Consider the following 13,075-nt stretch of genomic DNA (forward strand, 5'->3'; position numbering starts at 1 on the left):
GGGATGGGCGGCGTCTCCTACCACCAACTCGTCGCCGCCGTATCGGAGGCAGGCGGGCTCGGGTGCATGGGCGCGTCGACCATGGGACACGACGAGATGGTCGACGAGATCGCCGCCGTGCGCACCGCCACCGACAAGCCGTTCGGAGTCGACCGGCTCGGGCCACCAGCGGCTACAAGGACGCGCTCCTCACGCTCCCCGACGACGGCACCGTCATCTCCCGCGGCTACACCGGCAAGACCTGCCGGGTGGTGCGCAACACCTACACCCAGTACTGGGAGGAGCACCCCGACCAGCTCCAACCGTTCCCCGCCCAGGTCCTGCGCTCGGTCGAAGACGGCGCCAACCACCTCGGCAGCGACGACACCGCCGAGGTCGACCCCGACAAGGAGTTCTGGCCCGCGGGTCAGGGCGCAGGAGCGATCGATGAGCTCGTGCCCGCCGGAGAGCTGGTCCACCGCTTCGTCGAGGAAGCCGAAGCCGCGATGGCCCGGGTCTGACCCCGGGACGGTCGCTGACCGCCGGCGCCGCTCAGCGCGGCTCGAGCTCCTCTCGCAGCACGTTGCCGCGATCGACCCCGTTGTCGAAGATGACGCGGTAGCGGATCCACGGGCCGAACCCGTTGACCAGCGCCACCTTTCCCGGGGTCCCCGCGGGCACCCCGGGCAGATCGAAGGCTGCCCGCACCTTCTGGCGGCGGCGCAACGGGGCGACTTCTGCGGTGTCGGTCAACGGAGCTCCTTGGTTCGGTCGGTGCGGCGACGCTCGGCCCATCCCATCCCGGTCTCGGCGTCGAGATCGTGGGGCAGCCCGAGGACGCGCTCACCAATGATGTTGCGTTGGACCTCCCCCGTGCCACCTCCGACGGTCAGCGCGGGTGCGAAGAGGTAGCCGTAGTGCCACAGGGCGGGGTCGGTGCCGAGCGGTCCCCGGTCGGCGAGCATGCCACCGGCACCGGCGAGATCCTTGGCCGCCTCCATGATCCGCTGGCCGTGCTCGTCGGCCAGGATCTTGCGGATCGAGGCCTCGGGACCGGGCTGTTCGCCACGGATCCGGGCCGACACGGTCCGCAGACGGATCAGGCGCAGGATCTCGTGCTCGGTGTGGAGCCGGGCGAGCGCCTGTCGCACCAACGGGTCCGAGGCTCCCCCCGCGTTCCGGACCAGATCGAGAAGGTCGACCGCGTCGGGCCCACGTCCCCACAGCGCGCCACCGCTCGACAACGACACACGTTCGTTGCCGAGGGTGACCTTGGCGAGGGTCCACCCGTCGTGCTCGTCGCCGACGAGACTGTCGGTCGGCAGACGCACATCGGTGAAGAACACCTCGTTGAAGGTGTGTGCGCCGGTCATCTCGATGATCGGGCGGATCTCGATGCCGGGCAGGTCCATGGGGCAGATGAAGTAGGAGATCCCTCGGTGCTTGGGGGCCTCGGGATCGGTGCGGGCGATGAGGATCCCGTAGGCGGCCTGGTGGGCGAGCGAGGTCCAGATCTTCTGGCCGTTGACGATCCAGGTGTCGCCGTCGCGCTCGGCCCTGGTGCCCAGGTTGGCCAGATCCGAGCCCGCCTCCGGCTCGCTGAAGAGCTGGCACCAGATCTCCTCGCCCGCCAGCAGTGGTGGCAGGAACCGGTCCTGCTGCTCGGGGGTGCCCGCGTGCAGCAACGTCGGTCCCGCCCAGCCGATGCCGATCGGGTTCGACGGTCGGGACACCCCGGCTGCAGCGAGCTCCTCGTCGATGACGAGCTGGTGGACGGGGTCGGCGTCGAGCCCGTAGGGCCTGGGCCAGTGAGGAGCGACCAGGCCGGCCTCGGCGAGGTCGCGGCCGCTGGGCCGAGGATGGTCACGCACCCACGCCCTCACCGCGGCTCGGCGCGGATCATCGTCACCGGGCAGCTCGAAGTCCATCAACCGGACAGTACCCGGACTGGGTGTGGTCACAGGTCAAGATGGCAGGATGATGCGATGCCCAGCCCAGCGACGACGATGGTTCGCTCCACCGATGGGGTCGAGCTGGCCGTGCACGACTTCGGGGGTCACGGTCCGACGATCCTCTTCGCCCACGCCACCGGGTTCCACGGCCTGGTCTGGTCGCCGGTCATCGCCGACCTGGTCGACACCCACCGCTGCGTCTCCATCGACTTCCGCGGCCACGGTGACAGCTCGGTCCCCGACCACGGGTCGTTCCTGTGGTCGGGATTCGCCGACGACGTCCAAGCAGCGGTGGCCCACCTCGACGATCCCCGGCCGCTCTACGGCGTCGGCCATTCCAAGGGTGGCGCCGCGCTCCTGCTGGCCGAGCTGCGTGCACCCGGGACCTTCAGCGGTCTCTACCTCTTCGAGCCGATCGTGCTCGACCCCGAGCGCCGAGCCGACACCGGTGCGGTCGAGGCCAACCCGCTGGCCCTGGGCGCGCTGAAGCGGCGCGAGGTCTTTGCGTCGAAGGACGATGCCTATGCCAACTACCGCTCGAAGCCGCCGCTCGACGCCCTCACCCCAGAAGCGCTGCGGGCCTATGTCGACCACGGGTTCGCCGACCTCGACGACGGCACGGTGCGACTCAAGTGCCGGCGGGCCGACGAATCGCAGGTGTATGCCAGCTCGGGCACCCACGACGCCTTCGACCACCTCGACCGGGTGCGCTGCCCGGTCACCGTCGCCGCGGGAGCGGCCGAGGAGGGGCTTCCGGCCGTGATCGCCCCCGGCATCGCCGACCAGCTTCAGCGGGGCACCTTCCGCGCCCACCCCGAGCTCGGCCACTTCGGACCGCTGCAGGCGCCGGGCCTGATCGCGGACGAGATCCGCACCGCCCTCGAACGATGAGCAGCTCGATCCAGCACGACGAGGTCGCCCCCTCGGTCGCCGCTGCCATGCCAGGGGTCGGCCATGCCATGGGCCGACTCGACGCCGAGATCGACCACATCTTCGAGGTGGTCCGTGGCAACGCGATGGTCGACCGCGGGTTCTACTCCGCGTCGGCGGTCGGCGACTGGAGCCTGATCTGGCACCTGATGGGGGTGGCACAAGGGCTCGCCGACCACCGCGACGGCTGGTTCCGGGCGGTGCGCCTCTCCGCGGCGCTCGGCGCGGAATCGGCGCTGGTCAACGGGCTCATCAAGTCGTGCTTCCGGCGTGCCCGGCCGGCGCACGGCGAGGACCGCCCACACAACCTTCGGATCCCGGTGACGAGCAGCTTCCCGAGCGGGCACGCGTCGTCTGCCTTCATGGCCGCGCACCTGCTGGCCGACCGCACCCGCTTCGGTGGTGCCTGGTACCTGCTCGCGGCGGTGGTGGCCTCCAGCCGGATCCACGTGCGCATCCACCACGCCTCCGACGTGATCGGCGGAGCCGTGGTGGGACTCGCCCTCGGGGCCGTCGTACGTCGGCTCGCGCCGCTCGATCGAACCTGAGCCTGCCGGCGCGGTCTGCCCGCGAGGGAACATCTCGGGTCGCATCGGGGTTGGCACGAACATGACCTCGTTCTCCGTCACCTACGACTACCGCTGCCCGTTCGCCCGCATCGGCCACCTCCATGTGATCGAAGCCCTCGAAGCCGGCCAGGAGTGGGACGTCACCTTCCTCCCCTTCTCACTGCGCCAGGCCCACGTCGAAGACGGCGATCCGCCGGTGTGGGACGACCCCGACAACGACAGCGGTCTGCTCGCCCTCCAAGTGTCGGTGGTGGTGCGCGATCGCCATCCCGAGGCGTTCCTCACGGTGCACCGACGGCTGTTCGACCTGCGTCACGTCGACTCCGCCGACCTGCGCGACCCCGAGGTGCTGGCGGGCGCGCTCCGCGACGCGGACATCGATCCCGATTCGGTGTTCGCCGAGATCGACACGGGCTGGCCGCTCGAGTCGGTTCGTGCCGCCCACGAGGGAGCGATCGCCAGCCACAACGTGTGGGGCGTGCCCACCTTCCTGGTCGGCGACGATGCGGTGTTCGTGCGGCTCATGGAGGCACCCGACGGCGAGGCCGCCACTGCGGTGCGCACCGTCGAGCGCGTGCTGGAGACGGTCTCGGGCTGGCCCCAGCTCAACGAGCTCAAGCACACCAGCATCCGCCGCTGACCGTCGCCGTCGAGGCTGCGAGCGCGCTGCTCCCACCGGCCGGGGCTCAGTAGGCTGGATCGATGACCCGTGAGGTCCACGCCAACGACCGGTTGACACCCATGGAGTCGCTCATGTGGCGGCTCGAGGGCGGTCGGGACCTGAGTGCAACCTTCGGCAGCGTCACGTTCCTCGACCGCGAGCCGGACCCCGAGCGGTTCCGCTCCCGCATGGCCGGTGCAGCCGCCTCGATCCGGCGGTTGCGCCAACGGATCGACGACGGCGGGCTGCTGTCGCCCTCGTCGGTCTGGATCGACGATCCGGACTTCGACCTCGGCAACCACCTGTGGTGGGAGCCCTGCCCGGGTGACGGGACCGACCAGGCGGTGCTCGACATGGCCGCCGACCTCGTCGCCGCTCCGTTCGACGCCGATCGTCCCCTGTGGGGGTTCGTGATCGTCACCGGCCTCGACGGCGGCCGTGCCGCGCTGGTGCAACGCATGCACCACACCATCACCGACGGCAAGGGCGGCCTCCGCATCTCCGAGCGGTTCGTCGATCTCGAACGAGGCGACCCCGGACCCACGCCGGACCCCTTCATGGGAGCCGATCCACCCCAGCCCCGGCCCTCGTGGTTCGATCGGACGGTCCTCACCACCGTCGATCAAGCCTCCGACCTGGCCCACTCGGGCGCGCAGGCGGCCCGATGGACCGTGGAGGGGCTTCGCGACCCGCAACGCTTCAACGTCCTCGGCTCCGAGGTCTGGTCGACCGCCCGATCGCTGCGACGTCAGCTCGCGGTCGCCGACCGGGCGAGATCAACGCTGTGGGCCAACCGCTCGAACGAGCGGCGATTCGTCGCCGGCTCGCTCGCCTTCGACCCGGTCCGCACCGCCGCCACCGAGGCGGGCGTCTCGATCAACGACGTGTTCGTGACCGCTGCTCTCCGCGGGGCGGCGGCCTACCACCGCGTGATCGACCACCCGGTCCCCGAACTGAGGGTGGCCATCCCGGTGAGCACCCGCGACGACGCGCTCGCCGGGGGCAACGCCTTCAGCCCGACCCGGGTGGTGCTCCCATCGGGTGAGCAGCTTGCGGCGCCCGCCCACCTGCGGGCGGTGTCGGACGCTCTGGGTGCAACCAAGCACGAGCGGGCAGCGGGGCTGATCGAACCGGTGGCGGCCGCCACCGAGCTGGTCCCCTCCCCGTTGCTGCGCGCCGCGGTCCGGTGGCAGGCGGCCACCATCGACTTCACCACCTCGAACCTGCGGGCGGCGTCGGTGCCGCTGTACATCGCGGGGGCCCGCATCGAGGCCACCTACGCGATCGGCCCGCTGGCGGCCACTGCGGCCAACATCACGATGATGAGCTACGACGGCCGGATCGATCTGGGCCTGCATGTCGACACGGCGGCGGTGGCCGATCCCGACCTGTTGCGCGACACCGTGGTCGCCGCGTTCCACGAGCTGTGCGAGGCCGCGTCCTCGCTCGGTTGAACCGCGCTGTCCAGTCGACGGTGATGCCCGGATGCTGGCTCGGCCGGGCGCGACCGCGTCAGTTGCTGGTGAGCGCCGAGTCGAGCTGATCGGGATCGGTGCCCGGCGTGGCGAGCAGCACCCGCACGTCGAGCAACAGATCGGAGACCTCGTCGGTCGAGACGAGCTCGCGATGCTGCATGTCGCCGAGGCCGCGGTCGATGAGCGCGAGCGCTTCGGAGATGGTCTCGTCGACGGCAACCGTCTCGGTCATGCGGGGCCTCCCGAAGTCTCAGTCGGAACCGGCACCTCCGGTTCCGCTGACTCCACCATAGCGACCATGGGTGTCACCGAGGCTTCACTCATGGACGACCAGGTGTCCTTGTCGTCTCATCGGCACCCTACCCGCACCGATGAGGGTTCATGCCTACGATGCCGACCATGGAGATCCACGACAGCGTGATAGTGGTCACCGGAGCCGCGAGCGGGATCGGCGCGGCGATGGCCCGGCGCTTCGCCCGAGAGGGAGCCAGCGCGGTCATCGTCGCCGACATCGACGACGCGGGGCTCGAGCCGGTCGTCGCCGACATCACCGCGGCTGGTGCGGTCGGCCTCGCTCAACGGTGCGACGTCCGTGACGAGGCCGGCCTCATCGCGGTGGTTCGCGCCGCACGCGACGTCGGACCGATCAACCTGTTCTGCTCCAACGCGGGGATCGGCATCCCGGGGGGTCCCGAGGTGCCCGACCAGCAGTGGCAGGCGATCTGGGAGATCAACGTGATGGCCCACGTGCACGCGGCCCGGGCCGTGCTGCCCGAGATGCTCGAGCGGGGTGAGGGGTACCTGCTCAACACCGCATCAGCGGCGGGGCTGCTCAGCCAGATCGGCTCGGCCCCCTACTCGGTCACCAAGCATGCTGCGGTCGCGTTCGCCGAGTGGCTGTCGATCACCTACGGCGATCGCGGCATCGGAGTGTCGGTGCTGTGTCCGCAGGCGGTGCGCACCGCGATGACCGCCGGCAGCACCGAGGGCGGCGTCGCCGGGGTCGACGGCATGATCGAGCCCGCCGAGGTGGCCGATGCCGTCATCGACGGACTGTCGGCCGAGCGGTTCCTGATCCTCCCCCACCCCGAGGTCCGCGACTACCTCCGCCGCAAGGCCGACGACCACGACCGGTGGATCGCCGGGATGCGCCGACTCCAAGCCCGCTACGGCGACCTGGCCTGATCCCGATGGTGCCACCGGTGATCGAGCTGGACCAGGACGGCGAGCAGCTGCCGATCGTCCTTGCCCGCCTGCACCGATCGCTGCCGGTGGGCGCCGCGGTGAGCCTGTGCATCCGGCACCGTCCACCCGCGCCCATCACGATCCCCACCCTGCTCGCGGGGGCCGGGTTCCACCCGACCAACCAGGAGCTGGGTCGGACCCGTGGCGGGCACGACACCGTTCACGCCGTCCGCGCCCGCACTCTGGCCGACACGGTAGGACCGGGCATGCAGATCCTCTTCTGCGGGTTCAACCCCAGCCTGCACGCCGCCGACTCCGGTGTCGCCTACTCCGGCCCCGGAAACCGCTTCTGGCCCGCCGCCCTCGCGGCGGGCCTGGTCAGCCGCGACCGCGACCCGGTCCACGCCCTCACCCACCACGGCATCGGCCTGACCGATCTGGTCAAACGGGCGACCCCTCGAGCGTCGGAGCTGGCCACCGGTGAGCTCCACGACGGTCTCGGCCGGGTCGATGACCTGAGCCGGGCGCTGCGACCTGCCGTGGTGTGCATGGTCGGCCTCGGCGCCTGGCGAGCGGTGACGGTCCGCACTGCGCCACCCGGCCACCAGACCCCCTCGCTGGGCGGCGCGCCCGTGTACGTCATGCCCTCGACCAGCGGGCTCAACGCCAGGAGCAGTCTCGACGAGCTCGTCGGGCACCTCGAAGCGGTGAAGGCGCTGGCAAACACCGAGCGGGGGCCAGGGGGAGCATGCGGCAAGCAGGTCGAGTCGGTACGGTCAGGGGTGTGATCGACGGCGAACACCCCGACACCGACGTCGCGGCCGACCCGATCGACGAGATCTCGGCCCGGGTCAGGGAACGGTTCGGATCCGACGACGCCCCCACCGCCGAGGCGCTGATCCGGGCCTACTACGACCACGTCGCCCGCCAGGACCTCGAACACCGATCCCCCGCCGAGCTCTACGGGGCCGCGATCTCACACCTGCAGCTCGCTCGCCACCGCAGCCCGGGCCAGCCGCTCCTGCGGGTCTATGCCCCCACGATCGAGGACGACGGCTGGCGCTCGCCCCACACCGTGATCGATCTGGTCACCGACGACTCGCCGTTCATCGTCGCCTCGGTGCTGATGGCCGTCGAGCGTGCCGGCCTCGAGGTCCACCTGCTCATTCACCCCGTCCTGCGGGTGCGACGCGACGACGACCGGCTCGTCGGCACCGCCGGAAGCGGGCCGGGCACCGATCTCTCCGAGGCCTTCGTCCACCTCGAGGTCGACCGGGTGCTCGACGCGGACAGGGTGCAGGAGCTCGATCGAAACATCTCCGCCGCGCTCGACGCCATCCGCGACGCGGTGACCGACTGGCGCCCGATGGCCGAGCGAGCCAACCAGGTCGCCGCCGAGCTGGAGGCACGGAGCACCAGCGGATCCGACGAGGTCAGCGATGCCGCCGAGCTGCTGCGGTGGATGGCCGCCGACGAGTTCGTCTTCCTCGGCGCTCGCGACTACCAACTCGATCCGGCCGAGGGCATCATCCGGTCCGTCCCCAGCTCGGGACTGGGCATCCTGGGCCACCAGCCCTCCTCCGAACGTCCCGTCGACGAGCTCGCTCCCGCAGGTGTGGAACGGGTGCTCAGCGACGACGTGCTGTTGATCACCAAGACCAACGCCCTCTCACTGGTCCACCGCCCCGTGGCGATGGACTACGTGGGCGTCCGCACCACCGATCCCAGCACCGGGGTGATCACCGAGCGCCGGTTCATCGGGCTCTTCACCGCCAGGGCCTACACCGAGACCGTCATCCGGCTCCCGGTCGTCCGGCGCAAGGTGTCCGAGATCATCGAGCGCGCCGGGTTCACCCCTGGTTCCCACGACGCCAACCGCCTCCTTACGGTGCTCGAGGGGCATCCGCGCGACGAGCTGTTCGAGGCATCGGTCGACGAGCTCTACCCCACCATCTTGGCCATCGTCCACCTGTACGAGCGTCGCCAGGTGCGCCTCTTCACCCGGCACGACCCCTTCGGGAGGTCGGTGTCATGTCTGGTGTTCGTGCCCCGCGACCGCTTCCGCACCGAGGTCCGCGAGGCCATCCAGCAGCTGTTGGAGACCGCCTTCCACGGACGCGCCGCCCGCTTCGAGGTCGCGTTCTCGTCGGCCTCGCTCGCCCGGCTCCACCTCATCGTCATCACCCCCGACCCCGACTCGGGCCCGGTCGACCTCGAGACCCTCGAACACCGGCTCGAGCGGGTCACCCGCACCTGGGAGGACCACCTCGAGCACGAGCTGGTCGAACAGCTGGGCGAAGGTCGCGGCACCGAGCTGGCGACACGGTGGCGAAGCGCCTTCCCCGCCGGCTACCGCGAACGTCCGCCCGAGCTCGCCGTCGCCGACATCGAACGGCTCGAGCACCTCGCCGACGAGCCCCCGGGGACGGTCTCGGTGCACACCTATCACCCTCCCGAAGCCGACGAGGGTGTGCTGCACATCAAGCTCTACCGCTCGATTCACCCGGCCCAGCTCTCCACCGTGCTGCCACTCCTGCAGAACCACGGGGTCGAGGTCCTCGACGAACACCCCTACCAGGTCACCCCCGACGACCGACACACCTCCTGGATCCACGACTTCGGCCTGCTGCTGCCGCGGCCGGCTTCGGAGAACATCCGCGAGCACGGCGAGGCCATCCGGACCCGCCTCGAGGAGAGCTTCATCGCGGCCTGGACCGGCGACACCGACAGCGACCCCTTCGCCCAGCTGGTGCTGCTGGCGCGGATGGACTGGCGCGAGGTGGCGGTCATCCGAGCCTTCACCCAGTACCTGCGACAGACCGGGGCCTCCTACACACCGAACTACATCCAAGAGGTCACCACGACCCACGCCGGCATCACCAGGCTGCTGATCGACCGCTTCCACCTCCGTCTCGACCCCGACCGGCGCGACACCGCGGCCGAGGAGGAGACCCACCAATGGATCCTCGACGCGCTCGAGGCCGTTCCACGGCTCGACGAAGACCGGATCCTGCGTGGCCTCGACACCCTCATCGGTGCCACCGTCCGCACCAACCTCTACCAGCGCGGGAGCTCGGGCGCCGGACCGGTCAACCTCGCGTTCAAGCTCGATCCCAGCATGATCCCCGACCTGCCCGCGCCCCGACCCCAGCGGGAGATCTTCGTCTCCTCGCCGCGTGTCGAAGGGGTCCACCTGCGCGCCGGGCGCGTCGCCCGTGGCGGCATCCGCTGGTCCGATCGACGAGAGGACTACCGCACCGAGGTCCTCGCCCTGATGAAGGCGCAAGTGGTGAAGAACTCGGTGATCGTCCCCGCCGGCGCCAAGGGCGGGTTCGTGTGCAGACAGCTCCGCGCCGACGACGACCCCCAAGCGGTGCGCGCCGAGGTCGAGGCCTGCTACCGGCTGTTCATCGACGCCATGCTCGACATCACCGACAACCGCGTCGACGGTGAGGTGGTGACACCCGATCGGGTGGTGCGCCTCGACGGCGACGATCCCTACCTGGTGGTCGCAGCGGACCGCGGGACCGCCACCTTCTCCGATCTCGCCAACTCGATCGCCCTCGAACGCGACTTCTGGCTCGGCGACGCCTTCGCATCGGGGGGCTCGACCGGATACGACCACAAGGAGATGGGCATCACCGCACGAGGGACGTGGGTCTCGGTCCGACGCCACCTCGCCGAGCTGGGTCTCGACCCCGACCTCGATCCCTTCTCGGTGGTCGGGATCGGAGACATGTCGGGCGACGTGTTCGGCAACGGGATGCTGCTGTCACCCAACATCCGACTCATCGCCGCGTTCGATCACCGCCACGTGTTCATCGACCCCGATCCCGACCCCGCCCGCACCTTCGACGAGCGTGCCCGACTCTTCGACCTCCGGTCCTCGACGTGGGCCGACTTCGACCGGTCCGCCCTCTCCGAGGGCGGCATGATCGTGCCCCGGTCGGCCAAGGCGGTCAACGTCGACGAGCGGGTGGCCGCCGCGCTGGGCTGCCCGGCCGGTCGCACCACGCCGTCCGAGCTCATCTCGGCGATCCTGGCGGCACCGGTCGACCTGCTGTGGAACGGTGGCATCGGCACCTACGTGAAGGACAGTGCGGAGACCCACTACGACGTCGGCGATCGGGCCAACGACGGGGTCAGGATCGACGCCGACGAGCTGCGCTGCCGGGTGATCGGCGAAGGTGGGAACCTCGGGCTCACCCAGCGGGCACGGGTGCAGGCCGCCCTCGGCGGGGTGCGGCTCAACACCGATGCCGTCGACAACTCCGGAGGGGTCGACTGCTCCGACCGGGAGGTCAACCTCAAGATCCTGCTCGACCAACAGGTCGCGGCCGGAACGCTCACCCTGCGCCAACGCAACGAACTCCTCCTCGACATGACCGACGAGGTCGCGGCGCTGGTCCTGGCCGACAACGAGGCCCAGACCCTGGCTCTGGCATCGGCCCGGGCCCAGGCATCCGGCATGGTCCATGTGCACGCCCGCCACCTGTCCTGGCTCGAAGGCGAAGGCGGGCTCGACCGCGAACTGGAGGCGCTTCCGTCCGACGACGAGCTCAACGAGCGGGCCAACGACGGTCGGGGCCTCACCCAGCCCGAGCTCGCCGTGCTCATGGCCTACACCAAGAACGTCCTGGCCGATCACATCGAGGCCTCGCCGCTGCCCGACGACCCGGCGATGCTCGACGAGCTCGACCCCTACGTGCCACCGGTCATCCTCGAACGCTTCCCCGGTGCGCTGGCCGACCATCGGCTCAAGCGCGAGCTGATCGCCACCCAGCTCACCAACCGGCTCGTCAACCGGGCCGGGATCTCGATGACGTTGCGACTCATGGAGGAGACCGCGGCCTCGGTCCCCGAGGTGGCCAGAGCCCACCTGGCCGCCTGGCGGATCCACGAGCTCGACCACCAGTGGTCCACCATCGAAGCGCTCGAGCGCGACCTCGCCCCCTCGACGCTGATCGAGATGCTGCTGTCGACCAAGCGCCTCGGCGAGCGCGCGACCCGCTGGCTGATCAGGAACCGCCACAGCCCGCTCGACGTCGACGAGGCCGTCGCCGAGCTGCGCCCGGCCGTCGCCGAGGTCGTCGCCTCGCTCGGAGACGTCGCGCCGAGCTCGGCCACCGAGGAGCTCTGGGAGCTGCGCGACCACTGGATCGACCAGGGTGTGCCCCGAGACATCGCCACCCAGACCGTCCTCAACTCGTTGGCGTCGACCGCCCTCGACATCGTGACCGCGGCCAGATCCGAAGGCGCCCCGCTCGACCAGGCCGCTCGTGTCTACTGGCTCATCGACGACCACCTCGGCCTCGGCTGGCTGCGCCGCCAGATCGACCGGCTGCCCCGCGACGACATGTGGACCACCCTGGCCCGCACCGCGCTGCGCGACGACCTGTTCCACGAGCACGCCTCGGTGGTGCGCCGCATCCTGGCCAGGGGCGGTCGCGACGACGCCGAGACCCGGGTGGACCACTGGGTGGGTGCCAACCAAGAGGCCATCGAGCGCACCTTCGACGTGCTGCTCGGCATCCGGGCGGTCGGACATCCGGGGCTCGAGCACCTCACCGTCGGACTACGCGAGATCCGCAACCTCATGCGACGTGCCTCCAACAGCCCCGTCCCGCCAGCCACTGACTAGGGTCGAACCGACCGACCACCAAGGGGGAACCGTGGCCTTCGAGCTCGACCTGACCCAGACCGATCACCTGCTCACCACCACACGGGCGGTGCGCAAGCGACTCGACCTGACCCGGCCGGTGCCGCGCGAGCTGATCCTCGAGTGTCTCCGGGTGGCCATCCAGGCCCCGACCGGCGGGAACACCCAGCGGTGGCGCTGGGTCGTCGTCGACGATCCCGACAAGAAGGCCGCCCTCGCCGACATGTACCGCGAGGGGTGGCGCCCATACCTGGAGTCGCAGAAGCGGGTCCGTGAGGAGCAGGGCCTCGCCGCCGAGACGCGGGTGTCCGACTCCGCCGACTACCTCGCCGACCATCTGCACGAGGTGCCGGCGATGCTGATCCCGTGCCTGCTCGATCGGGGCGACGGGCCAGGGTTCTGGGGCTCGATCATGCCGGGGGCGTGGAGCTTCATGCTGGCAGCCCGAAGCCGGGGCCTCGGCACCGCGCTGACCACCATCCACCTGTTCCGCGAACACGACGCCGCAGGGCTGCTCGGCGTCCCCGACACCGTCAGCCAGGCCGGTCTCATCCCCATCGGCTACTACACCGGCGACGACTTCAAGCCGGCCAAGCGCCGCCCGGCCGAAGAGATCACCTACTGGAACACCTGGAAGCAGACCGACATCGGGGCCTGATGGCTCG

General features: G+C 70.4%; 12 protein-coding genes. 9 read left to right on the top strand and 3 right to left on the bottom strand.

From position 1 onward, the window contains the following. Positions 1–62 precede the first annotated feature (62 nt). Complete coding sequence (locus tag U5K29_09470) at positions 63–500, top strand: hypothetical protein (GenBank protein ID MDZ7678770.1); 438 nt, start codon at positions 63–65, stop codon at positions 498–500. 31 nt (positions 501–531) lie between these two features. Here U5K29_09470 and U5K29_09475 read toward each other — a convergent pair whose 3' ends face one another. Beyond that, complete coding sequence (locus U5K29_09475; GenBank protein MDZ7678771.1) at positions 532–732, bottom strand: hypothetical protein; 201 nt, start codon at positions 730–732, stop codon at positions 532–534. Next, positions 729–1,907, bottom strand: coding sequence for an acyl-CoA dehydrogenase family protein (locus tag U5K29_09480; protein MDZ7678772.1), 1,179 nt, complete (start codon positions 1,905–1,907; stop codon positions 729–731). The genes U5K29_09475 and U5K29_09480 overlap by 4 nt, the downstream gene beginning before the upstream one ends. Positions 1,908–1,964: 57 nt before the next feature. Between U5K29_09480 and U5K29_09485 the strand changes: the two genes are divergently transcribed. The 4 genes from U5K29_09485 (at position 1,965) to U5K29_09500 (ending at position 5,545) form a co-directional block, all read left to right on the top strand. Continuing rightward, positions 1,965–2,822: an alpha/beta hydrolase gene (locus tag U5K29_09485; protein ID MDZ7678773.1), complete on the top strand. Its 858-nt coding sequence runs from the start codon at positions 1,965–1,967 to the stop codon at positions 2,820–2,822. Beyond that, complete coding sequence (locus U5K29_09490) at positions 2,819–3,409, top strand: phosphatase PAP2 family protein (GenBank protein MDZ7678774.1); 591 nt, start codon at positions 2,819–2,821, stop codon at positions 3,407–3,409. The genes U5K29_09485 and U5K29_09490 overlap by 4 nt, the downstream gene beginning before the upstream one ends. Before the next feature lie 61 nt (positions 3,410–3,470). After that, a complete protein-coding gene (locus U5K29_09495; GenBank protein ID MDZ7678775.1) occupies positions 3,471–4,070 on the top strand; it encodes a DsbA family protein in 600 nt (199 codons plus the stop codon). A gap of 62 nt (positions 4,071–4,132) precedes the next feature. Then, a complete protein-coding gene (locus tag U5K29_09500; GenBank protein MDZ7678776.1) occupies positions 4,133–5,545 on the top strand; it encodes a wax ester/triacylglycerol synthase family O-acyltransferase in 1,413 nt (470 codons plus the stop codon). 58 nt (positions 5,546–5,603) lie between these two features. Here U5K29_09500 and U5K29_09505 read toward each other — a convergent pair whose 3' ends face one another. After that, the gene (locus tag U5K29_09505) at positions 5,604–5,798 is read right to left on the bottom strand and encodes a hypothetical protein (GenBank protein ID MDZ7678777.1); all 195 of its coding nucleotides are present in this window, start codon (positions 5,796–5,798) and stop codon (positions 5,604–5,606) included. Positions 5,799–5,965: 167 nt separating this feature from the next. Here U5K29_09505 and U5K29_09510 point away from each other — a divergent pair, with 167 nt between their 5' ends. Genes U5K29_09510 through U5K29_09525 form a run of 4 tightly spaced genes read left to right on the top strand, consistent with a single transcriptional unit; the run spans position 5,966 to position 13,068 of the window. Next, positions 5,966–6,751, top strand: a complete 786-nt coding sequence (locus U5K29_09510; protein MDZ7678778.1) for an SDR family oxidoreductase — start codon at positions 5,966–5,968, stop codon at positions 6,749–6,751. Positions 6,752–6,768: 17 nt separating this feature from the next. After that, a complete protein-coding gene (locus U5K29_09515; protein ID MDZ7678779.1) occupies positions 6,769–7,539 on the top strand; it encodes a mismatch-specific DNA-glycosylase in 771 nt (256 codons plus the stop codon). Then, the gene (locus tag U5K29_09520) at positions 7,536–12,392 is read left to right on the top strand and encodes an NAD-glutamate dehydrogenase (GenBank protein MDZ7678780.1); all 4,857 of its coding nucleotides are present in this window, start codon (positions 7,536–7,538) and stop codon (positions 12,390–12,392) included. Before U5K29_09515 ends, U5K29_09520 begins: the two co-directional genes overlap by 4 nt. A gap of 31 nt (positions 12,393–12,423) precedes the next feature. After that, positions 12,424–13,068, top strand: a complete 645-nt coding sequence (locus U5K29_09525; protein ID MDZ7678781.1) for a nitroreductase family protein — start codon at positions 12,424–12,426, stop codon at positions 13,066–13,068. The last annotated feature ends 7 nt before the right edge of the window (positions 13,069–13,075 follow it).

It is taken from the genome of Acidimicrobiales bacterium, assembly GCA_034521975.1.
GTDB lineage: Bacteria > Actinomycetota > Acidimicrobiia > Acidimicrobiales > SKKL01 > SKKL01.